Annotated in this window: 17 protein-coding genes and 2 tRNA genes (1 of these 19 cut by a window edge); 10 read left to right on the top strand and 9 right to left on the bottom strand. The window is 71.4% G+C overall.

Features of this window, described 5'->3' with window-relative positions; translation table 11 throughout:
• A tRNA-Gly gene (locus ABZX96_RS12650) sits at positions 1–17 on the bottom strand; it reaches 155 nt to the left of the window's first position.
• Between the two features lie 651 nt (positions 18–668).
• Positions 669–989, bottom strand: a complete 321-nt coding sequence (locus tag ABZX96_RS12645) for an Lsr2 family protein (RefSeq protein ID WP_355542278.1) — start codon at positions 987–989, stop codon at positions 669–671.
• A gap of 300 nt (positions 990–1,289) precedes the next feature.
• Here ABZX96_RS12645 and purS point away from each other — a divergent pair, with 300 nt between their 5' ends.
• The 5 genes from purS to ABZX96_RS12620 all read left to right on the top strand — a co-directional run bounded on the left by purS (position 1,290) and on the right by ABZX96_RS12620 (position 6,174).
• Complete coding sequence (gene purS / locus ABZX96_RS12640) at positions 1,290–1,535, top strand: phosphoribosylformylglycinamidine synthase subunit PurS (protein WP_355542483.1); 246 nt, start codon at positions 1,290–1,292, stop codon at positions 1,533–1,535.
• On the top strand, positions 1,532–2,212 hold the full coding sequence (gene purQ, locus ABZX96_RS12635; RefSeq protein WP_355542275.1) for a phosphoribosylformylglycinamidine synthase subunit PurQ: 681 nt from the start codon (positions 1,532–1,534) through the stop codon (positions 2,210–2,212). Before purS ends, purQ begins: the two co-directional genes overlap by 4 nt.
• A complete protein-coding gene (gene purL, locus ABZX96_RS12630) occupies positions 2,209–4,458 on the top strand; it encodes a phosphoribosylformylglycinamidine synthase subunit PurL (RefSeq protein WP_355542272.1) in 2,250 nt (749 codons plus the stop codon). The genes purQ and purL overlap by 4 nt, the downstream gene beginning before the upstream one ends.
• A gap of 147 nt (positions 4,459–4,605) precedes the next feature.
• Complete coding sequence (locus ABZX96_RS12625) at positions 4,606–5,118, top strand: winged helix-turn-helix domain-containing protein (RefSeq protein ID WP_355542269.1); 513 nt, start codon at positions 4,606–4,608, stop codon at positions 5,116–5,118.
• A gap of 255 nt (positions 5,119–5,373) precedes the next feature.
• The gene (locus ABZX96_RS12620) at positions 5,374–6,174 is read left to right on the top strand and encodes a sterol carrier family protein (protein WP_355542266.1); all 801 of its coding nucleotides are present in this window, start codon (positions 5,374–5,376) and stop codon (positions 6,172–6,174) included.
• Positions 6,175–6,230: 56 nt separating this feature from the next.
• Here ABZX96_RS12620 and ABZX96_RS12615 read toward each other — a convergent pair whose 3' ends face one another.
• Together ABZX96_RS12615 and ABZX96_RS12610 are read right to left on the bottom strand one after the other, a co-directional pair.
• Positions 6,231–7,769, bottom strand: coding sequence for a sulfatase-like hydrolase/transferase (locus ABZX96_RS12615; RefSeq protein ID WP_355542263.1), 1,539 nt, complete (start codon positions 7,767–7,769; stop codon positions 6,231–6,233).
• Positions 7,770–8,279: 510 nt separating this feature from the next.
• Positions 8,280–8,360, bottom strand: a complete 81-nt coding sequence (locus ABZX96_RS12610) for a putative leader peptide (protein WP_355542480.1) — start codon at positions 8,358–8,360, stop codon at positions 8,280–8,282.
• A 538-nt stretch (positions 8,361–8,898) separates the two neighbouring features.
• Between ABZX96_RS12610 and purF the strand changes: the two genes are divergently transcribed.
• Positions 8,899–10,458, top strand: coding sequence for an amidophosphoribosyltransferase (gene purF, locus ABZX96_RS12605; RefSeq protein WP_355542260.1), 1,560 nt, complete (start codon positions 8,899–8,901; stop codon positions 10,456–10,458).
• 33 nt (positions 10,459–10,491) lie between these two features.
• Entirely contained in the window at positions 10,492–11,586 is a 1,095-nt protein-coding gene (gene purM, locus ABZX96_RS12600; protein WP_355542257.1) for a phosphoribosylformylglycinamidine cyclo-ligase, read from the top strand.
• Positions 11,587–11,817: 231 nt separating this feature from the next.
• Here the strand turns inward: purM and ABZX96_RS12595 are convergent, their stop codons facing one another.
• Together ABZX96_RS12595 and ABZX96_RS12590 are read right to left on the bottom strand one after the other, a co-directional pair.
• Positions 11,818–12,072, bottom strand: coding sequence for a DUF3073 domain-containing protein (locus ABZX96_RS12595; protein WP_355542254.1), 255 nt, complete (start codon positions 12,070–12,072; stop codon positions 11,818–11,820).
• A gap of 309 nt (positions 12,073–12,381) precedes the next feature.
• Positions 12,382–13,500 (bottom strand): Glu/Leu/Phe/Val dehydrogenase dimerization domain-containing protein, encoded by a 1,119-nt coding sequence (locus tag ABZX96_RS12590; protein ID WP_355542251.1) that lies wholly within the window; start codon positions 13,498–13,500, stop codon positions 12,382–12,384.
• A gap of 247 nt (positions 13,501–13,747) precedes the next feature.
• On the opposite strand from ABZX96_RS12590, the gene ABZX96_RS12585 reads away from it, so the two are divergent.
• Entirely contained in the window at positions 13,748–14,584 is an 837-nt protein-coding gene (locus ABZX96_RS12585; protein WP_355542248.1) for a hypothetical protein, read from the top strand.
• Between the two features lie 811 nt (positions 14,585–15,395).
• Entirely contained in the window at positions 15,396–15,602 is a 207-nt protein-coding gene (gene bldC, locus ABZX96_RS12580; RefSeq protein ID WP_003949541.1) for a developmental transcriptional regulator BldC, read from the top strand.
• A gap of 579 nt (positions 15,603–16,181) precedes the next feature.
• Here the strand turns inward: bldC and ABZX96_RS12575 are convergent.
• The 3 genes from ABZX96_RS12575 to hrpA all read right to left on the bottom strand — a co-directional run bounded on the left by ABZX96_RS12575 (position 16,182) and on the right by hrpA (position 21,188).
• Positions 16,182–16,622, bottom strand: coding sequence for a DUF6274 family protein (locus tag ABZX96_RS12575; protein ID WP_355542245.1), 441 nt, complete (start codon positions 16,620–16,622; stop codon positions 16,182–16,184).
• Positions 16,623–16,930: 308 nt separating this feature from the next.
• Positions 16,931–17,005, bottom strand: a tRNA-Asp gene (locus ABZX96_RS12570).
• Between the two features lie 127 nt (positions 17,006–17,132).
• Entirely contained in the window at positions 17,133–21,188 is a 4,056-nt protein-coding gene (gene hrpA, locus ABZX96_RS12565) for an ATP-dependent RNA helicase HrpA (protein ID WP_355542242.1), read from the bottom strand.
• Positions 21,189–21,549: 361 nt separating this feature from the next.
• On the opposite strand from hrpA, the gene ABZX96_RS12560 reads away from it, so the two are divergent.
• Positions 21,550–22,809 carry an ABC transporter permease gene (locus tag ABZX96_RS12560; protein ID WP_355542239.1) on the top strand — a complete coding sequence of 420 codons (1,260 nt, stop codon included), beginning with the start codon at positions 21,550–21,552 and terminating at the stop codon, positions 22,807–22,809.
• Positions 22,810–22,855: the final 46 nt, after the last annotated feature.

Below are 22,855 nucleotides of genomic sequence, written 5' to 3'. Positions count from 1 at the left end.
TACTGAGCTACACCCGCGTGACCCCTTGGGGTTTCGGCCTTTCGGCCTCGCCCCTCGGCGTGCTCCAGACTCTAGCTGATCATCAGGGGTTCAGCGCAAGTCCGTTCGTCCGCAGGCCTGTAGAGGGTGCGACCTGCGACGTTCGCCGGATTTGCGGGGGTCGGGGGAGGGGTGTGGCGAGGTGCCTGGAACGTCCGCGCGGCGAGGTGTCCGGTGGGCCCGTGAGGAGGGCCGGACGAGCGCCGCCGGGGCGGGGAATCGAACGAGCGCTGCCGCGCGGGGGCGGACGGGCGCCGCGGGTCGACGCGGTGCGGGTGCGTGGTGCGGGTGTGCGGTGCGGCGTCGTACGACACCGCGACCCCATACGACGTCACGACCTCGCACGGCGCCGCGACCTCGTGCGGCGCCGCGACCTCGTGCGACGTCACGACCTCGTGCGGCGCCGCGACGTCACGACCCGCCGGGTGAGCGGTGGCGCGGGCCGGGGCCCGCGACCCACCCGGCGGGTCCGACGCATCGAACCCGCCGGACCGTTTCTCCCCGGCAGGCCGACCCGATGCCCGATCCGTTCCCGCCCCGGCCCCGGGTCGTCCGACCCGTTCGACCCGCCCGACCCGTTCGGATGCCGAGGCGGCGATGCCGGGCCTCGACGCCCCCGCCACCCCTCGCTACCGGTTCGCCGCCTCGAACGCCTCGTACACCTTCTTCGGGATGCGACCGCGCGGCGGCACGTCCATCTGGTGGGAACGGGCCCAGGCGCGGACGGCCGCGGGGTCGGCGGTCACGGCCGTGCGGTGGTACGCCTTGCCCGACTTGGAGCGCTTGCGGCCGGCCTCCACGTACGGCTCCAGGGTGCCGCGGAGTTTCTTGGCATTGGCGGGATTGAGGTCGATCTCGTACCAGTTCCCGTCCAAACCGAAGCTGACCGTCTCAGCGGCTTCTCCGCCGTCGATGTCGTCGGAAAGCGTGACTACTACGCGCTGCGCCACGGATATGGTCCTTTCCTGCAGCAATCCCCTGCTGACGTGCGGAGATACTACGGATCCGGCTGTACAGGATCAATGCTTTTTCATTTGTACAGCCATCGGCATTGCATTGTGAAGCCCAGTTAATTTCGTCAGCGTGTCTTCGGGCAATGTGCGGCGGGGAAAATTCTCGAAAAGATCAACTGCCCCTTACCGGTGGGGGATAGCGCCCTGTGACGGACCGCACGCATATCTATGCGCGTAGATTTTCGAACGCGGTACTGTGAGCGCACCGCCTTACGCACCACACCACCGGGAGTGCCAGTGGCACGCGTCGTCGTCGACGTCATGCTCAAGCCGGAGATCCTCGACCCGCAGGGGCAGGCGGTGCAGCGCGCACTGCCACGCCTGGGGTTCGAGGGGATCGCCGACGTCCGTCAGGGCAAGCGTTTCGAACTGGAGGTGGAGGGCCCGGTCGACGAGGCCGCCCTCGCCCGCATCCGCGAGATGGCCGAGACCTTCCTCGCGAACACCGTCATCGAGGACTTCACCGTCCGGGTCGCGTCATGACCGCTCGGATCGGTGTCGTCACCTTCCCCGGCACGCTGGACGACCGCGACACCCAGCGCGCGGTCCGCATCGCCGGGGCCGAGGCGGTGCCGCTGTGGCACCGCGACAAGGACCTCAAGCAGGTGGACGCCGTGGTCCTGCCCGGCGGCTTCTCCTACGGCGACTACCTGCGGGCCGGTGCCATCTCCCGCTTCTCGCCGGTGATGGAGACCGTCGTCGAGCAGGCGAAGGCCGGGATGCCGGTGCTCGGCATCTGCAACGGGTTCCAGGTCCTGACCGAGACCCACCTGCTGCCCGGCGCGATGCTGCGCAACGACCACCTGCACTTCGTCTGCCGCGACCAGAAGCTGCGGGTGGAGAACGCCGACACCGCCTGGACCTCGGACTACACGCCCGGCCAGGAGATCAGCATCCCGCTCAAGAACATCGACGGCCGGTACGTGGCCGACGAGCGCACGCTGGACGAACTGGAGGCCGAAGGCCGGGTCGCGTTCCGCTACTTGGACGTCAACCCCAACGGCTCGCTCCGCGACATCGCCGGCATCACCAACGCGGCGGGCAACGTCGTCGGCCTCATGCCGCACCCGGAGCACGCCGTCGAGCCGCTGATCGGCACCGGCCGCACCGACGGCCTCGGATTCTTCGCCTCGATCCTGAAGAAGTTGGTCAACGCATGACGCTGGACACGGTCAAGCACGCCGCCGCGACTCCGGACACCGACCAGCCGTGGGCCGAACTCGGCCTGAAGCAGGACGAGTACGCGCGCATCCGCGAGATCCTCGGCCGCCGCCCCACCGGCGCCGAACTCGCCATGTACTCGGTGATGTGGTCCGAGCACTGCTCGTACAAGAGCAGCAAGGTGCACCTGAAGCAGTTCGGCGAGAAGGCGCCCGAGAACGACGCGCTGCTCGTCGGCATCGGCGAGAACGCCGGTGTGGTGGACGTCGGCCAGGGGTACGCGGTGACCTTCAAGGTCGAGTCGCACAACCACCCCTCGTACATCGAGCCCTACCAGGGCGCGGCCACCGGCGTCGGCGGCATCGTCCGCGACATCCTGGCCATGGGCGCCCGCCCGGTCGCCGTCATGGACCCGCTGCGGTTCGGCGCCGCCGACCACCCCGACACCAAGCGGGTGCTGCCCGGCGTGGTGGCCGGCATCGGCGGCTACGGCAACTGCCTGGGCCTGGCCAACATCGGCGGCGAGGTCGTCTTCGACCCCTGCTACCAGGGCAACCCGCTGGTCAACGCGCTGTGCGTGGGCGTCATGAAGCACGAGGACATCCACCTCGCCAAGGCGTCCGGCGCCGGCAACAAGGTCATCCTCTACGGCGCCCGCACCGGCGGCGACGGCATCGGCGGCGTCTCCGTGCTGGCCTCGGAGACCTTCGACGCCACCGGCCCGGCCAAGCGCCCGGCCGTCCAGGTGGGTGACCCGTTCCAGGAGAAGCTGCTCATCGAGTGCACCCTGGAGGTCTTCCGCGAGGACCTGGTCACCGGCATCCAGGACCTGGGCGGCGCCGGCCTGTCGTGTGCCACCTCCGAGCTGGCCTCGGCCGGTTCGGGCGGGATGCGCGTCGAGCTGGACACCGTTCCGCTGCGCGACTCCTCGCTCTCGCCCGAGGAGATCCTCATGAGCGAGTCGCAGGAGCGGATGTGCGCGATCGTCGCGCCGGAGCACGTGGACCGCTTCCTGGAGATCTGCGAGAAGTGGGACGTGCTGGCCACCGTCATCGGTGAGGTCACCGAGGGCGACCGGCTGGAGATCTACTGGCACGGCGAGCGCATCGTGGACGTCCCGCCGCGCTCGGTCGCCCACGAGGGCCCCACCTACCACCGCCCGTACGAGCGCCCGGAGTGGCAGGACGCCCTCCAGGCCGACGACGCGGCCCGGCTGCCCCGCCCCGAGACCGCCGAGGAGCTGCGCGCGCAGGTCCTGAAGGTCGTCGGCTCGCCCAACCAGGCGTCCAAGGCGTGGGTCACCGACCAGTACGACCGGTTCGTGCAGGGCAACACCGTCCTCGCGCAGCCGGAGGACTCCGGCATGGTCCGCATCGACGAGGAGACCGACATCGGTGTCGCCGTCGCCACGGACGGCAACGGCCGCTACGCCAAGCTGGACCCGTACGCGGGCGCCCAGCTCGCCTTCGCCGAGTCCTACCGCAACGTCGCCGCCACCGGCGCCAAGCCGCTGGCCGTCTCCAACTGCCTCAACTTCGGCTCCCCCGAGGACCCGGCGGTCATGTGGCAGTTCGCCGAGGCGACGCGCGGCCTGGCCGACGCCTGCCAGGTGATGGGCACCCCCGTCACCGGCGGAAACGTCTCTCTCTACAACCAGACCGGCGAGGCCGCCATCCACCCGACCCCCGTGGTCGCGGTGCTCGGCGTCATCGACGACGTCAACCGCCGCACGCCCATGGCGTTCGCGGACGAGGGCCACCTGATCTACCTCCTCGGCGACACCAAGGAGGAGCTGGGCGGCTCGGCCTGGTCGCAGGTGATCCACGGCCACCTCGGCGGCCTGCCGCCCAAGGTCGACCTGGAGCGCGAGCGGCTGCTCGCCGAGATCCTGATCTCGGCCAGCCGCGACGGCATGGTCGACGCCGCGCACGATCTCTCCGACGGCGGCCTGATCCAGGCCCTGACGGAGTCCTGCCTGCGCGGCGGCAAGGGCGCCCGGATGATCGTCCCCGAGGGCATCGACCCGTTCGTGTTCCTCTTCTCCGAGTCGGCCGGCCGCGCCCTGGTCGCCGTCCCGCGCAGCGAGGAACTCCGCTTCACCGACATGTGCGGCGCGCGCGGCCTCCCGGCCACGCGGGTCGGCGTGATCGACGGCGACGCGATCGAGTTCCAGGGCCACTTCTCGCTGCCGCTGGAGGAGCTGCGGCGGGTGCACGAGGCGACGCTGCCGGAGCTGTTCGGCTGACGCGTCCGGTACCGGTCCGTACGGCGGCCCGTTCCCTTCGGGGGACGGGCCGTTGGCGTTCCCAGGGGCGAACTCCCCGCCCGGCGGCGCTCTTTCCGCTTCCCGGGAGGGTTGTCGGCGATTACGTACCTACGTATATTCGAACACGTGGACCTCGAAAGCCGCGTGGCGGAGCTGGAACGCCGGGTCGCCGCCCTGGAGGGCGCTCGCGAAGCGGCGCCCGAGCCCGCCGGGGGGCCGGACGCCGGGGACTTCTGGGCGCTGGAAGGGCTCAAGGCGCTGTTCGACAGGGCCGGTGTCCCGGACGGCGGCGTGCTGTTCACCGGTGCCGTCCGGCCGACGGCGGGGGAGCGGTACGAGTGGCAGTACGGCCTGCCGACCCGGGCGGTGCTGGACGAGGACTGGGCGCCGGCCGCCGACGTGTTCGCCGCGCTCGGGCACCCCGTCCGGCTGCGCCTGCTGCGCGAGATCCTCACCGGCTGTCGCACGGTCGCCGAACTGTCCGAGCTGGACGGCGTCGGCACCACCGGCCAGATCTACCACCACCTGCGGCAACTGACCGCCGCGGGCTGGCTGCACACCACCGGGCGCGGACGCCACGAGGTGCCGGCCGGCAGGGTCGTCCCGCTGCTGGTCATGCTGGCCGCGGCGCGGGACTGACCGGCCGGGTGTTCTTCGGGGCGCCGGTCGCACTACGGGCGCGCCGGTCGCGTCTTCGGGGCGCCGGTCGCTCTTCGGGTGCTGGGTTCGGGGGACGACGACTGGGGGGTTGACGACCACGCGAGACCTTCACGGTGGCGGAGGCCGCGGAAGTCCCGGGGGTTCCGGGGGCCGCGGACCGGTAGGGCGCTGCCGTACGGGCCGCCCGGCTCCGCGGCCCGTTGCCATCATCCCCGCGCGCAGTAGCCTCGGCGCATGCCACGAGCCAACAGCGGCAAGGGCCGCGCCCGCAGCTACGACCCCGCCAAGACCCGCGCCGCCGTCGGCGCGCAACTGGCGCGGGTCCAGGAAGCCGTACGGAAACTGGACCCCGCGCAGTACGCGCTGCCGACCCGGCTCGGGGACTGGACGGTGCGGGAGCTGGTGACCCACCTCGCCGTCGTCATCGATCACGTGTGCGAGAACATCGAGCTGCCCGCACCGGCCAAGCAGGAGGTCACGCTGGACCGGTGGGCGTTCACGACGGTCGCGCTCGCCGGCCGGGTGGACGAGGTCGTGCGGGCCGCCGCCGAGACCGGCGACCCGGCGGGGCTCCTGGACCGGGCCGCCCAGAGGTTCGCCGACGTGGTTCCCGGCGCGCCGGACGACCGGCTGCTGGCCGTCCGGGTCGGCGCGATGCGGCTGGACGACTTCCTCGTCACCCGCTGCGTCGAACTCGTCGTGCACGGCGACGACCTGGCCGCCGCCACAGGAGTGGAGATCGCCCACGACCGGCAGGCGCTGGCCACCGCCACCCGGTTGCTCGCCGACGCGATGGCCGACAAGGCGCCCGGCGGCTCGGTGGAGGTGCGGGTGCCCCCGTTCGCCGTCGTCCAGTGCGTCGAGGGCCCCAAGCACACCCGTGGCACGCCGCCCAACGTGGTCGAGACCGACCCGCTGACCTGGCTGCGGCTGGCCACCGGCCGGACGACCTGGGACGCGGCGCTGGACGCGGCGACCGTGCGGGCCAGCGGGGAGCGGGCCGATCTGGGGGCGTATCTGCCGCTGATGGGGTGAGGGCGGAGGTTCGCCGACGGGCCGGGGGTGAGCGCGGGGGAAGCGACCCCGCCCCCTCACCCTTCCGCGTACCGCAGCAGCGTGCCGTCCACCTTCTCCCAGGCCGCCCGCAGTTCGGCCAGCCGGGCCGGTTCGGCAGCTGCCCGGTCCGCCTGCTCGCGCGGGTCGTTTGCGAGGTGGAAGAGCTGGTCCCGGCCGCCGCGCCCCCGGTAGTACTTCCAGTCGCCGCGGCGCAGCGCCCGCTCCCCGCGCACCCGCCAGAACAGGTCCCGTTCGGCGATCCGCTCCCCGCGCAGCAGGTACCCCGCCAGGCTCGTCCCGTCCAGGGGGTAGGCCGGGTGCGGGCGGGCACCGGCGAGCTCCAGCAGGGTGGCCGTCCAGTCCGGGGAGAAGACCGGTTCGTGGCTGACCTGCCCGCCATCAAGGCGCGCCGGCCAGCGGACGATCGTCGGGACGCGGATGCCGCCCTCCTGGAGCGACGCCTTGTTGCCGGACAGCGGCCAGTTGTACGACCAGCGCTCGCCGCCGTTGTCGCTCGCGAAGAAGACCAGGGTGTCCCGCTCCTGCCCGGAGCGCTTGAGGGCGGCGAGCACTTCCCCCACCGACCGGTCCAGGTCCTGCACCATCTCGGTGTACTTCGCCAGCGAGCCGCCGTCCCGGTGCTGGAGCGCGCCCCGCTCGCCCGCCTTGATGCGCCGGACGATCTCCGCGCTCTCCTCCTCGTCCCCGTCCGCGATCCACGGCCAGTGCGGGGTGGTGAAGTTGAGGTTCAGCAGCCACGGCCGGTCGTGGTCGCGTCCGACGTACTCGACGGCGCGCTCGGTGATGATCCGCGTGTAGTACCGCAGGTCCTTGTACGTGGCGTCGCCCTCGTACAGGTCGTACTCACCGGCCAGCCCCAGCTTGGAGTAGTACTCCAGCGCCCCGCCGAAGTTGCCGAAGAAGGTGTCCCAGCCGGACTTGGTGGGGCTGTAGTCCGGCAGGTAGCCGCAGTGCCACTTCCCGATCAGCGCCGTCGCGTAGCCCGCCCCCTTGAGGAGCGAGGCGAGGGTGGGGTGGCCGGGTTCCAGGCCGGAGCTCCGGTCGGCGATGGGCTCGGCCAGCCCGCCCTTCGTCCGGCCCGGGTAGCGGCCGGTGTAGAGGGAGAAGCGGGTGGGGGAGCAGGTCGCCGACCCGGAGTAGGACTGGGTGAAGCGCACGCCCTGGCGCGCCAGCCGGTCCAGGTGCGGGGTGCGGATGTGCGGTGATCCGTACGAGGACAGGTCGGCCCAGCCCAGGTCGTCACCGAGGATGAACAGGATGTTGGGACGGCGCGCCCGTCGCCCGGTGGCGGCCCGGAACGGCCGCTCGGCGGCGTGCGTGCCGGGCGCGGGGGCGGCGGCAGCGGGGGCGGCGGCGCCTGTCGCGGTGACGGTCGCGCCGATGGCTGTCGCACCGGCCAGACCGCCGAACGCGCGGCGGCTGATGCCGGTGCCCTTCGGCGGGTTCTCGTCGTGCGGGGTGACGTGCGCGGCGTCGTGCGTGGGGACGTGCACGGCGTCGTCCGAACGGGAGTTACCGGGCTTTTCGGGCTGCTTGGGGGCGGGGGACGGCATGGCGGGGGTTTCCTCCGGACGTACGGACGGACGGGGACGGCCGCGCGCGGAACCGGGCGGCGGCCGGATGGGAACGGGGCAGCGCGCCTCGTACGGCGTACAGCGGACGCGGTACGGGCGTGGGACGGGGACGGGCGTACGCGGGCGGGCGCAGTTCAGGGACGCCGGGCCGCGGACCGAGGCGCGTCACGGAGCCCACCTGGGAACGCTCCGGGAACGGACGCGTCCGACCACGGAAGCGGTCGCCGACGGACTCGGCCGGACCCGCCCGTTGCCGAACAGGCGTACGGAACCGCCGACTCACCCATCAGGAAAAGCGACCCCGAGGACGGAAGCGACGCGGCCTCACGGCCCGCGCTCACCTCAACGGCCGCGACCAGCCCCGAAGATCGACCGATCGGACCGGCCGAAGGCCCGTCCCGGGAAAGACGCCCGGACGGCGACGCACACCACCCCGCGACAGAGGGTCACACTCATTCCGTGACCTGCGCGAACAGCCCAACGACCGCGCTAGGCGCGGCAACAGATGGCGCTGGCGACGCGACCGAGGTCGACGTGGCGGCGCTGCGCGAAGGGCTGCGGGGTCTGCATGGCCGGGATCCTGACGGTGATCGGTCGTGCACGTCAAGTGCCTGTCCGTCCCGTGGACCTCGTCCGAACCGCCTGTCACATGCCAAGTGCCACCACGCGTCACGCCGGGGCCACCCCGAAACCCCGCGATCCCCAAGACGCGAACCCCAAACCCCGAACCCCAAACCCCCGAACCCCGCCCCCCGACACACCGATCCGCACGATCCACAAGGGTCACCACCCGGGCGCGCGGCCACCCGCCCCCGCCCTCCCACCGTGATCCCCCACACGCCGCCCACGGGTCGCCCCACGACTCCCGCACCGCCTCCCCCCGCCCCCGGATGGCCCGCAAGCCCCCCACCCTCCCCGCTCGCATTTCGTACGCAACCAGGACGGAAACCGGCCGGAAAACGGACGGAAAGGGATCGGCACAGGCCGCGAGACCGCCGCACCGACGGGAGAAAACCCCGGGCGGCAGGCGGGCCGCGGGGAATGTGATCCGCCTCGCGGTTCGATCCCCGGTTCGGACGAACGGGCGACCTGCCCTAGACTCACAGATGTGCCACGTGGTGACGGACGACTCAGCCACGACCTGCTACCCGGCGAGAAGGGCCCCCAGGACGCATGTGGCGTCTTCGGTGTCTGGGCTCCGGGTGAAGAGGTCGCCAAACTCACCTATTTCGGGCTGTACGCGCTGCAGCACCGTGGACAGGAGTCCGCGGGCATCGCGGTGAGCAACGGCTCCCAGATACTCGTCTTCAAGGACATGGGCCTGGTGTCCCAGGTCTTCGACGAAACCTCCCTCGGTTCCCTCCAGGGCCACATCGCCGTGGGCCACGCCCGCTACTCGACCACCGGCGCGTCGGTCTGGGAGAACGCCCAGCCCACCTTCCGCGCCACCGCTCACGGGTCGATAGCGCTGGGCCACAACGGCAACCTGGTCAACACCGCCGAACTGGCCGAGATGGTCGCCGCGTTGCCCCGCTCGGGCGGCCGGGCGACGCAGGTCGCGGCCACCAACGACACGGACCTGGTGACGGCCCTGCTGGCCGGCCAGGTCGACGAGGACGGCAAGCCGCTGACCGTGGAGAAGGCCGCCCCGCGCGTCCTGCCCCAGGTCCAGGGCGCCTTCTCGCTCGTCTTCATGGACGAGCACACGCTGTACGCGGCCCGTGACCCGCAGGGCATCCGCCCGCTGGTCCTCGGCCGCCTGGAGCGGGGCTGGGTGGTGGCCTCCGAGACCGCCGCCCTGGACATCTGCGGCGCGAGCTTCATACGGGAGATCGAGCCGGGCGAGCTGGTCGCCATCGACGAGCACGGCCTGCGCAGCTCCCGATTCGCGGAAGCGAAGCCCAAGGGCTGCGTCTTCGAGTACGTCTACCTCGCCCGCCCCGACACCGACATCGCCGGCCGGAACGTCTACCTCTCGCGCGTCGAGATGGGCCGCCGGCTGGCCGCGGAGGCGCCCGCCGACGCGGACCTGGTGATCGCCACCCCGGAGTCCGGCACCCCGGCCGCCGTCGGCTACGCCGAGGCGAGCGGCATCCCGTACGGATCGGGCCTGGTCAAGAACTCCTACGTGGGCCGGACCTTCATCCAGCCCTCGCAGACCATCCGCCAGCTCGGCATCCGCCTCAAGCTCAACCCGCTGCGCGAGGTCATCCGCGGCAAGCGCCTGGTGGTCGTGGACGACTCGATCGTGCGCGGCAACACCCAGCGTGCCCTGGTGCGGATGCTGCGCGAGGCCGGCGCGGCCGAGGTCCACATCCGGATCTCCTCCCCGCCGATCAAGTGGCCGTGCTTCTTCGGCATCGACTTCGCCACCCGCGCCGAACTGATCGCCAACGGGCTGTCCGTCGAGGAGATCGGCAAGTCCCTGGGCGCCGACTCGCTCGCGTACATCTCCATCGACGGCATGATCGAGGCGACCACGATCGCCAAGCCGAACCTGTGCCGCGCCTGCTTCGACGGCGAGTACCCCATCGAGCTGCCCGATCCGGAGCTGCTGGGCAAGCACCTCCTGGAGCCGGAGGCCGCGGACCGCGTGACGGCGGACCTGGACGGCGTCCAGACGCTGACCGCCGGGGTCGGCGGCGCCGACGCGCTGCGTCGCCCGTAGAGCCGTACCCCCGAAACGAAAGTTCTCCCAGCAATGTCTGCTGCACCTTCCGAAACCGCACCCCCGGCGACCGCCGGGGCCAGTTACGCGGGCGCGGGGGTCGACATCGAAGCGGGCGACCGCGCCGTCGACCTCATGAAGAAGTGGGTCAAGAAGGCCACCCGCCCCGAGGTCGTGGGCGGCCTCGGGGGGTTCGCCGGCCTCTTCGACGCCTCCGCGCTCAAGCGGTACGAGCGCCCGCTGCTGGCCTCGGCCACCGACGGCGTGGGCACCAAGGTCGACCTGGCCCGCCGGATGGGCGTGTACGACACCATCGGCCAGGACCTGGTCGGCATGGTCGTGGACGACCTGGTGGTGTGCGGCGCCGAGCCGCTGTTCATGACCGACTACATCTGCGTCGGCAAGGTCTACCCCGAACGGGTGGCCGCGATCGTCAAGGGCATCGCCGAGGGCTGCGTCCTCGCGGGCTGCGCCCTGGTCGGCGGCGAGACCGCGGAGCACCCGGGGCTGCTGGGTCCGGACGAGTTCGACGTGGCGGGCGCCGGCACCGGCGTGGTGGAGGCGGACCGGCTGCTGGGCGCGGAGCGCGTCCGGGCCGGTGACGCGGTGATCGCGATGGCCTCCTCGGGCCTGCACTCCAACGGGTACTCCCTGGTCCGGCACGTGCTGTTCGACCGCGCGGGCCTGGCGCTGGACGCGGAGATCGCGGAGTTCGGCCGCACCCTCGGCGAGGAGCTGCTGGAGCCCACCAAGATCTACTCGTTGGACTGCCTGGCCCTCACCCGTACGGCCGAGGTGCACGCCTTCTCGCACATCACCGGCGGCGGACTGGCGAACAACCTGGCCCGGGTGATCCCGGACGCGCTGCACGCCACCGTCGACCGGTCCACCTGGACCCCGGCCCCGGTCTTCGACCTGGTGGGCCGGACCGGCTCGGTGGAGCGGGCGGAGCTGGAGAAGACCCTGAACATGGGCGTCGGCATGATGGCCGTGGTCCCGCGCGAGTCGGTGGACGTGGCCCTGACCACGCTGGCCGACCGCGGCGTGGACGCGTGGCTGGCCGGCGAGATCACCGAGCGCGGCGGCCGGACCGAGGCCGTCACCCTGACCGGTGACTACGCCGTTTGAGGGGCGGGACCTTTCGGTGCGCGCACGAGCCGATGCGGCCGTCCCGGTGATCGGAACACCGGGACGGGCGGCGAGGCCCGTCCGCGCCGTCCGCCCCCGGGCAGCACAGAACCCGGTCCCGGGGTATGCCCCGGGACCGGGTCCGTGGTCGAACGATGCACGCCGTGAACACGGGCGGACCGTCACCCTGCGGAGTCGTGGGTCGAACCCCGCGCGGATCGGGTCGGCGCGTCAGGCGCGGCGACGCTGCCGGGACGAGTTGTCCTCGTCCTCGTCATCGTCGTCGTTGTTGTACAGGTCGGCGTACCGTGCGTACGGGTCGTCGTCCTCGTCATCCCCGAACGGCTCGCCGTTCGGCGGCTGCTGCGCCGGCTGTTGCGTCGCACCCAGCTCTTCGGCCAGGCGTGAGAGATCAGTCCCACCGCTGTTGTACTTCAGCTGGCGGGCGACCTTCGTCTGCTTGGCCTTGGCCCGGCCGCGCCCCATGGCTCGACCCCCTCAACGACGGGGCTCGACGGCCCCAGAGTCTTGACACGCGTTCATGATTCAGAGCGGACTCTCGACAGAGAGACCGGCCCGTAGGGCTTCAACGGTACCTGCTTCCGCGGCCATACGGTACGTCGCCCGCATCACCGACCGCTTTGCACAACCCGCGAGACGCCCCGTCCCCGCTGGTCAGCTGCGATTTTAACCTGTCCGCTCCGGCGACCCGCCGACGGGTGGCGAGGGATGTGTCCTTCACCACCCGTCGGGCGGACGCCGGTGTGATCACGGCCCGCGATCGGCCGGTGACGATCAGCCCTTGCGGGCGTCCGCCATCCGCTGCTCGGCGAGCCGGTCGGCCGCCGCGGCGGGTGGGATGCCGTCGGCCTTCGCACGCGTGAATATCGCCAGCGTGGTGTCGAAGATCTTGGTGGCCTTGGCCTTGCAGCGGTCGAAGTCGAAACCGTGCAGCTCGTCGGCGACCTGGATCACGCCACCGGCGTTCACCACGTAGTCCGGGGCGTACAGGATGCCCCGGTCGGCGAGGTCCTTCTCGACGCCGGCGTGCGCGAGCTGGTTGTTGGCCGCGCCGCACACGATCTTCGCGGTGAGGACCGGCACGGTCTCGTCGTTCAGCGCGCCGCCCAGGGCGCACGGCGCGTACACGTCCAGGCCCTCGGTACGGATCAGCGCGTCGGTGTCCGCGACCACGCCCACCTGCGGGTGCTTGGCGCGCACCCGGTCCACCGACTCGGCCCGCACGTCGGTGATCACGACCTCGGCGCCGTCCTGAAGCAGGTGCTCGACCAGGTGGTGGCCCACCTTGCCGACGCCCGCGACGCCGACCTTGCGCCCGCGCAGCGTCGGGTCGCCCCACAGGTGCTGGGCCGAGGCCCGCATCCCCTGGAAGACGCCGTAGGCGGTGAGCACGGAGGAGTCGCCCGCGCCCCCGTTCTCCGGCGAACGGCCCGTCGTCCACTGGTTGGTACGGGCGACGACGTCCATGTCGGCCACGTACGTGCCGACGTCGCACGCGGTCACGTAACGCCCGCCCAGGGACGCCACGAACCGGCCATAGGCGAGCAGGAGTTCCTCGGTCTTGATCAGGTCGGGGTTACCGATGATCACGGCCTTGCCGCCGCCGTGGTCGAGGCCGGCCAGGGCGTTCTTGTACGACATCCCGCGGGAGAGGTTGATCGCGTCCAGCACGGCCTCCTCCTCGGAGGCGTACGGGAAGAAGCGGGTGCCGCCCAGGGCGGGGCCCAGGGCGGTGCTGTGGATCGCGATCACGGCCTTGAGGCCGGTGGCACGGTCCTGGCACAGGACGACCTGCTCGTGGCCACCCTGTTCCGAACGGAAGAGGGTGTGCAGGACGCCGCCGTCGGCGCTGACGGTGGCGGGACGTACGTCGGTCACGATGGTGACTCCCATAAGTCGCGGTGGACGCCCTCGGCGCCCCGCCCGCTTGTGGCGGAGCGGGTGGAGAGGGCCCGGTCGGGAAGAGAGTAAGACCTGCGGCGTGGGTTGATCGGGCCAGTGCGAAGGATCACCCTCTCCTGAGGGACGGGCATGGGACGATTTGCCGTATCCCGGACCGGAGCGGGAGCCGCGGATTCCGCGTTCCCGTCAGCCGGTGACGGGCCCTCAGAACGCGGAACTTCCCTGTGGAGGAACGGGCGTGGCCTTGGCGTCGTCGGTGATGGTCCCGTACGCGGCCTATCTACGGGTCTACGAGCCGCTGGCAGCGTTCCCCGAACCGGAACGCACCCACTGGGCGCACTACGCCCGGCGCGAGCGGATCCCCACGGTCCAGGACGAATTGCGCCGCTCCCTCGCGGACTTGCTGCCCACGCCGCCGGTGCCGGTCCCGGTCCACGAGAGCGCCGACGCCTTCGTGGCCGACCTGGACGGGGTGCTGTGCGTCTGCCCGTGGCGCACCCGGCTGCGCGGCTGGCAGGCGCTGGACGGGCTGGCGGAGCTGCTGCCCGCCCCGGTGCTGGACGCCGCGCTGCCGCCCGTCGTGCGCCGCCAGGCGGTCGCGGACTACGAGCACTGGCGGGTGGGCAACCCCGACGCCCGGCCCTGGATCCGGGGGGCCACCTGGCACGTGCCGGTGCGCTGGTTCGTCCTGTTCACCGACGAGGAACGGGAGTACACCAAGGGCGAGCAGGGGCTGGTGCTGCGGTACCGCACACCGATGGTGCAGGCCAGGCGCCGGGTCGCGCGGGCGCTGCGCACGTTGAAGGAGGCCCTGGGGGAGGGGCCGCTGATCGACGGTCTGGTGGACGTGGGGCGCTGGCTGGAGGAGTTCCACCCGCGCGCGCTGGTGGAGTTGGACTACGGCGGGCTGGTGCACACGATGCCCGAGGGCCTGCTGGCCGACGACCACTCGGCGGCCGAGGTGGCGGCCGGGCTGGCCGCGCTGCGGGAGGGGGACGGCGAGCGGGCCGGACAGGCGTACGAGCGGCTGTCGGAGCGGTGGAGCGAGGTGCGGGCCCGGCAGTTCGCGAGCTGAGGGCGCGGGGGCTCTCGGGGCGGGGCTCGCGAGGCGGGGTGGTGCGGCAGCCGGGGTGGGCTGATCGCGAGGCGGGGCGGGGCGTCAGTCGGGGTGGGCTGATCGCGAGGCCGGGTGGGCCCCGGCAGCCGGGGTGCGCGGGTCCCTGTTCGGCCATGATCACGAGGCGGGGCGGCGGTGTCCTGTACGAGGCCGGGGCGTGGCCCGGCAGGCGCCGGCGGGACCTTCGTCCCGAAGAGGGGGCCGCTCCGTCCCGGCGCCGGGACTTTCGTCCTACGACCGGTCCAGGGAGCGGATCAGGCGCACGGAAGCGGTGTAATACGTAAGGCGTGCGCCGGGGGCGCCGCCCGGTGTGGAAGGGGGCGCGGGACGATGGTCCCGATCCGGGCGATTGCCCCAAGCGTGACCTAAAGCACTGACTTCGGGCCTTGCGGCCAAGCCATACCCTCGTGCCAAAATAGGACAAGGAGTCCGAGAAGGACCCCTTCCGTCCAACTATGGGCGGATAGCTCGGTTTTGCCGTTCTTGGTGCACCTGATGACGCCTGGTCACGCTGTGACTGATCGTCACGATGGCGTGACTGTCCGTTATGGCATGGTCCATCGGCTTCCGCCGAGGTTGAACACCTGAGAGGGCAATTCCATCGGTTTGGCCGACGTGGCTGGACAGATGGTGTAGTTGTAGTGCCGAGGACAAGCCGTTCGTCCTATAACCGACTCGGCCCGCGTCTGCCATTTCGGGCAACGCGGGTCAAGGTGCAGAATTTAGAGGAAAGAACCGTGATGGTTCGGTTCTCCCGAGGAGGCCGCTCATGACCGCTCGCACCCCTGACGCCGAGCCGCTGCTGACCCCCGCCGAGGTTGCCACGATGTTCCGCGTGGACCCGAAGACGGTGACCCGCTGGGCCAAGGCAGGCAAGCTCACGTCCATCCGCACGCTCGGAGGACACCGGCGCTACCGCGAGGCCGAGGTCCGCGCACTGCTCGCGGGCATTCCGCAGCAGCGCAGCGAGGCCTGAACAACCGCATAACCGGGCTGTTTTTCGGGCCCCCCAACCCGAGCGCCGCCCACAGCACCACAGCTTCACCCGAGTCGGTCTCCGCCGGCTCTGCGCACCACCTTACGACGAGGCGCCTGCCCCAACAGGCCCGACTCCCGTTCCGGGTACGTCGTCATCGCGCTGGACTCCGCCGGGTCCAGCGCGATTCTTCTTTTGCGGGGCGCCGGCCGCCCGTGCCCCGCGCGGCGCTCGCGCCTTCCCCGCGCCCTCCGGGACCCTCGGAACGGCTTGTCCGCCCCTCCTGGAGAACTGTCCCGCGGTACGGATGAACGGGGTCTCCGTTCTCCTCGTCCTCCCTGAGGGAGCACCATACAAGCGGTGCAATTGCACATATTAAATTGACCTGTTGTATGGCAGGTGTAAGTTCCGCGGTTTCTGACGCGGTTTCAGTGATACCCGCCACAGCGCGCGCCGCTTGTGCCGTTCACGACTCTCGCGATAGAGAGCGCGTCGCGGGTCCCGTTCATTCCCCGCGGGCGCCGTTCGTCTCCATGGCCAGCCTGCCACCGTACGCGCGGCCGGGACAGACGGCCTTGGTCACCTGTCCGCGGGCCCTTCGGCCTCTTGGCCCATGGGGGTTCCCCGCCCGGCCCCCGGCGCGCGGTGGCGGCCGACCACCGATCCGTTCTCGTCCGCGCGATCCGCCGCTTCCCATAAAGCGTCGGACGGTGGCGGCCCGCCGGCCGGCTCGGTGGCGGCCGGCCGGGCGGTACCCGGCGGCCCGACGTCCGGTTCGTCCGTACGGGCAGGGGCGCCGGTCGCTCCGTCCGAAGGACCAGGACCGGCGGCACTCGGCGGCGCGGGGGACGTCTCCTCCTCGTGCGGTTCCATGTCCTCGTGCGGTTCCATGGCGAGTCGCAGCAGCCGGTGGCAGACGGGGCAGTGGCGGGTGAGATGGCGATAGCCGCGGTACCCGGAGACGGCTGACAGATGGGCACGCAGGAGTGCCCTCGTCTCATGCCTGGCGGCTGTGGTCATCGCACGCTCCTCCCGGCCCCTGGAGGCACCTCACGATCCGTGGCGGACGCGCACACCGTCCGGCGGCAGAGTCGCCGTGCCGCTCATCGTGCCCCGGAAGGGAAGCCCCGTCCCGCGGGTGACGAGCCGATCGGGGAGGGAACCGGATCCGCCCCCGGTCCTCGGCGCGCGCCACGCCTCTTTTTCCCGTACGTACCGGCGGTACGTGCCCCCGTCAAGACGGCGTTCGCCGCGGGTGCCGGGTCCGCGGATGACCGGCCACACAACACTACGGCCCGCATCGTTTCGATGCGGGCCGTTCTATGAGGCGGTCCTGACGGGATTTGAACCCGCGGCCTCCACCTTGACAGGGTGGCGAGCACTCCAAACTGCTCCACAGGACCTTGCGCCTGCCTCCCGCTTCCGGGTGGCTGCGAAGCAAGACTCTACAGCAGGTCAGGGGGTGCGGTCGAACCGGTGCCCGTGTGATCGCGCCCACTGGCGCCGAACCCGCCCGCACCCCCGGCGTACCTACGGAGCCGCGGCGTCCACGGCCTTCACGATGCGCTTGTCCGAGACCGGATAGGCCGTTCCGAGGGCGTGCGCGAAGTAACTGACCCGCAGCTCCTCGATCATCCAGCGGATGTCCCGGGCCTCCTGCGGTACGGGGCGGCCCCGGGGGAACTGCTCCAGCAGCCACAGGTACTCGTCCTGCATTTCCTTCACCTTCGCCATGCGCGCGCGGTCCCGCTCGGCGTGGTGCGGGAGCTGCTGGAGGCGCCGGTCCGCCGCGACGAGGTAGCGCATCAGGTCCGGCAGCCGCCGGGCGCCGTGCGCGGTGACGAAGCCGGGCTTGATCAGGGCCGCGAGCTGCTCCTTGACGTCCGTCAGGGAGGCCAGCAGGGACGGGGCGGCGGTGGACTTCAGGCGGCGCTCGCACGCCTGCCAGGCGGCCAGCACCTCCTGCGTCTGCTGGATCGTGCGCATCGTCGCGTCCACCAGGTCGGCGCGCACCGCGTCGAAGAGCTTGCGGAAGGACTCCTCGTCCCAGGCCGGACCGCCGTGGGCGGCGATCAGCCGGTCGGCCGCGGCGGTCACGCAGTCCTCGAACAGCGCCTGGATGGAGCCGTGCGGGTTACGGGACAGTGCCAGCTTCTGCTGGTTGCTGAGCTTGTCCTGCGCGAACTTGGCCGGGTTGGACGGGATGTTGAGCAGGATGAGCCGCCGGGTGCCCTTCCACATGGCCGCCTGCTGCTCGGCCTCGGTGTCGAAGAGGCGCACGGCCACGCTGCTGCCCTCGTCCACCAGCGCCGGGTACGCCTTGAGCGGCTGGCCCGCGCGCCGGGTCTCGAAGGTGCGCGGCAGGGCGCCGATCGTCCAGGAGGTGAGCCCGGTGCGCTGCTCGGGCCCGGCCGCGGCGCCGGCCTCGCCCTTGGCGCCCTTGGCGGGGCGCTCGGCGGCGCGTTCGAACGCCTTGGAGATGGCGGCCCGCGTCTTGGGCTTCAGCGCCAGCTGGAGCGCCTCCAGGTCCTTGTCCTCGGCGAGCTTGCGGCGCCGCTCGTCCACCACCCGGAAGGTGATCTTCAGGTGGTCGGGGACCTTCGACCAGTCGAAGTCGGACGCGTCCACCGGCACGCCCACCATCCGCTGCAACCCCGCGGCCAGGGACGACGTCAGCGCGCCCTGGAGCGGCACGGTGGAGTCCAGGAAGCGGGCGGCGAAGTTGGGCGCCGGGACGTAGTTGCGGCGGATTGGCTTGGGCAGCGAGCGGATCAGCTCCGTGACGAGCTGCTCGCGCAGGCCCGGGATCTGCCAGTCGAACCCCTCGGCGGTCACCTGGTTGAGCACCTGGAGGGGGATGTGGACGGTCACGCCGTCCGCGTCCGCGCCCGGCTCGAACTGGTAGGTCACCTTGAATTTCAAAGGACCCTGCCGCCAGGAATCCGGGTAGTCCTCCTTGGTGACCGCCTCGGCGGACTCGTTGATGAGCATGGAGTGCTCGAAATTCAGCAGCTCCGGCTCGTCCCGCCGCTTGTGCTTCCACCACGAGTCGAAATGCGCGCCGGAGACGACGTGCTCGGGAATCCGCTGGTCGTAGAAGTCGAAAAGCGTCTCGTCGTCGACGAGGATGTCGCGGCGCCGGGCGCGGTGCTCCAGCTCCTCCACTTCGCCCAGCAGTTTGCGGTTGTCATGGAAGAACTGGTGGTGGGTGCGCCAGTCGCCCTCGACCAGGGCGTTGCGGATGAACAGGTCCCGCGAGGTCTCCGGATCGATCCGGCCGTAGTTCACCTTGCGCTGCGCCACGATCGGGACGCCGTAGAGCGTCACCCGCTCGTACGCCATCACCGCGGCCATCTTCTGTTCCCAGTGCGGCTCGCTGTACGTGCGCTTGACCAGGTGCTGGGCGAGCGGCTCGATCCACTCCGGCTCGATCCGGGCGTTCACCCGCGCCCACAGCCGGGAGGTCTCCACCAGCTCCGCGGACATCACCCAGCGCGGCGGCTTCTTGAAGAGCGCCGAGCCGGGGAAGACGGCGAACTTGGCGCTGCGGGCCCCGAGATACTCGTTCTTCGCGTCCGTGTCCTTCAATCCGATATGCGAGAGCAAACCGGAAAGCAGGGCGGTGTGGATGTGCTCGGGCGCGGCGTCCTGCTCGCTGAGATGGATGCCCATCGTCTTGGCGACCGAACGCAGCTGGACGTAGATGTCCTGCCACTCGCGTATCCGCAGGTAATTCAGGAACTCGCTGCGGCACATCCGCCGGAACGCCGAGGACGACAGCGCCTTCTGCTGCTCGCGGATATAACGCCACAGATTCAGGTACGCCAGGAAATCGCTGGTCTCGTCCTTGAACCGGGCGTGCTGCTGATCGGCCTGCTGCTGCTTGTCCGCCGGCCGCTCGCGCGGGTCCTGGATGGACAGCGCCGCGGCGATGACCATCACCTCCCGCACGCAGCCGTTGCGGTCCGCCTCCAGCACCATCCGGGCCAGCCGCGGGTCCACCGGGAGCTGCGAGAGCTTGCGGCCCATCGGGGTGAGCCGCTTCTTGGGGTCCTTCTCCTTGGCGTCCAGGGCCCCCAGCTCGTGCAGCAGGTCCACGCCGTCCTTGATGTTGCGGCGGTCCGGCGGGTCGATGAACGGGAACTTCTCGATGTCGCCGAGCCCGGCCGCGGTCATCTGGAGGATGACGGAGGCCAGGTTGGTGCGCAGGATCTCCGCGTCGGTGAACTCCGGCCGGGAGAGGAAGTCCTCCTCCGAGTACAGCCGGATGCAGATGCCGTCGCTGGTCCGGCCGCAGCGGCCCTTGCGCTGGTTGGCGCTGGCCTGCGAGATCGGCTCGATCGGCAGCCGCTGGACCTTGGTGCGGTAGCTGTAGCGGGAGATCCGCGCCATGCCCGGGTCGATGACGTACCGGATGCCCGGCACCGTCAGCGAGGTCTCCGCCACGTTGGTCGCCAGCACGATGCGGCGGCCCGTGTGGCGCTGGAAGACGCGGTGCTGCTCGGCGTGCGACAGCCGCGCGTACAGCGGCAGGACCTCGGTGAAGGGGAGATTCTTCTTGTTCAGCGCGTCGGCGGTGTCGCGGATCTCCCGCTCGCCGGAGAGGAAGACCAGGATGTCGCCGTCGCCCTCGGCCTGCAGCTCGTCCACGGCGTCGCAGATGGCGGTGATCTGGTCGCGGTCGCTGTCCTGGCCGCCCTCTTCGAGCAGCGGGCGGTAGCGCACCTCGACCGGGTACGTCCGGCCGGAGACCTCGATGATCGGCGCGCTCGGCGGCTCGTCCCCGTCCGCGGCGGTGCCGGCCCCGTTCGTGGTCGTGCCGTTCGCGTTCGCACCGGTGCCGCCCACGGTCGCGAAGCTGCCGAAGTGCCGGGCGAACCGCTCCGGATCGATGGTCGCCGAGGTGATGACGAGCTTGAGGTCCGGACGCCTGGGCAGCAGCTGCGCCAGGTAGCCGAGCAGGAAGTCGATGTTGAGGCTGCGCTCGTGGGCCTCGTCGATGATGATCGTGTCGTACTGGCGCAGCTCGCGGTCCGTCTGGATCTCCGCGAGCAGGATGCCGTCCGTCATCAGCTTGACGAGCGTCCGGTCACCGACCTGGTCGGTGAAGCGGACCTTCCAGCCCACCGCCTCGCCCAGCGGGGACTTCAGCTCCTCGGCGACCCGCTCGGCGACCGTGCGGGCCGCGATCCGGCGCGGCTGCGTGTGGCCGATCAGGCCGCGGACGCCACGCCCCAGCTCCAGACAGATCTTCGGGATCTGCGTCGTCTTACCGGAGCCGGTCTCACCGGCGACGATGACGACCTGGTGGTCCCGGATGGCCTCAAGGATCGCGTCCTTCTTCTGGCTGACCGGGAGCTGCTCGGGGTAGGTGATCGCGGGCACGGCGGCGCGCCGCCGCGCGACCCGCAGCTCCGCCTCCTCGATCCCGTCGGCGATCTCGGCGAGCACGGCCGCGCGGGCCTCGGGCTTACGGATCCGGCGCGCGCCGTCGAGTCGCCGCCCCAGCCGCTGCTGGTCGCGCAGCATCAGCTCGGGCAGCCGCTCCAGCAGGGCGGGCAGGGCGGGGGCAGGCTGAGTGGACATACGTCCCCCAGGATCTCACCTCATCGAAACGACTGGCGAACCATTTGCGACGGGACCGTACGGGGGTGGTCGGGAGTGGTCGGTGGGGGAGCGGAAGGGGTGAGGTGGGACGGGAGGGGACGGGGTGGTGGCGCGCTGGGAGGGCGGGCGAGTGGCCTTTTGACGGGCACGGTCGGGCGGCTTCCTGCGGGCTCGACCGAAAGGCGTCACGCGGGCCCGGTCGAGCGGCTTCCGAAGGGCTCGGCCTCGGGCTCCCCCTGGGCTCGGCCTCGGCTCCCCCCGGGCCCGATCCGAGGCGCCACGAGGGCCCGCACGCGCGATGTGAGGAGAATGTCCGTGATGCGTGCTTTAGCGTGGCCTCATGTCTGATCACCACGGTGGACCGCGGCCGGGCGGTACGCCAGAGCCGGCCGACGGATCCGGAGCGGAGGCGCCCGGCGGCGGAGCCACCCCCGACCGGGCCGCCGAACCGGGCGCGGGCGGCGGCACCCCGCCCGTACCCGGCCGCGAGGTCGGGCCGGACGGGGTCCCCGCGCCGGGCGGGGCGCACGCGCCCCCCGCGGCGCCGGGGGACCGGTGGACCGCCTTCAAGAAGTCGCCGTTCTTCCCGGCGATCGTGCTGTGCCTCATCCTCGCCGCCGCGGCCGGCCTCTTCGCCGGCTCGTACACGTACGCCATGGCCAACCCCACCCCGCGGAACATCCCCACCGCCGTGGTCCGCAGCGACCACGCGGCCGAGGGCGAGAGGTTCGTCGCCGGGATGGAGAAGGCGCTCAACGCCTCCCTCAACCTCCGCCAGTACGCCACGTACGAGCAGGCCGAGGACGCCGTCGAGGACCAGAAGGCGTTCGCCATCCTCGCCATGCGGGGAAAGCGCGCCGAACTGGACGTGGCCGGCGCCTCGGGTGCCTCGGTCGCCCAGGTCCTCGCCGAGACCGCCCCGAAGGTCGGCAAGGCGGTCGGCGTGCCGGTGACGGTCAAGGACATCAAGCCGCTCCAGCAGGGCGACCCCCGCGGCCTGGCCCTCTTCTACATCTCCCTCGCCGCCGTGATCATCGGTTTCGTCGGCGCCATCCAGCTCAGCGTGCACGCCCGGCTCCTCAACCCGGCCGAGCGGATCGCCTTCACCGTCGGCTACGCGCTGCTGGGCGGGTTCGCCATCGCCGCCGTCGTGGACTGGCTGCTGGGCGCCCTGAACCTGCCGTTCTTCGAATCCTGGATGATCCTGGCGCTGACCATGTTCACCTCCGGCATGGTCTTCACGATGTTCAACACCCTGATCGGGCGCTGGGCCATGATCCCCACCTGGGGCCTGATGGTGCTGCTGGGCAACCCGTCCTCCGGCGGCGCGGTCTCCTGGCCGCTGCTGCCCTCGGTCCTCGGACACATCGGCCAGTGGCTCCCCCCGGGCGCGTCGGTCAACGCCCAGCACAGCGCCGTCTACTTCGGCAGCCGCCAGCACGCCTTCCCCTTCCTCGTCCTGGCCGGCTGGGCCCTGCTGTCCTGCGCCGTCTTCTGGACCTGGCGCCACCGCCACCCCGGCGGACGCAAACCGGCCATCGCCACCCCGCTGCACGGAGCGGGCCGCCGCGCACCGGAGTCGTCGGAGGGGAGGTACTGACGGGGGCGGGGAGGCGTCGGCGGGGACGGTGACTCGGGGGGCACGC

The sequence above is a fragment of the Streptomyces sp. NPDC003077 genome, from assembly GCF_040611095.1.
GTDB lineage: Bacteria > Actinomycetota > Actinomycetes > Streptomycetales > Streptomycetaceae > Streptomyces.
This window is presented reverse-complemented; position numbering and strand designations above follow the sequence as displayed.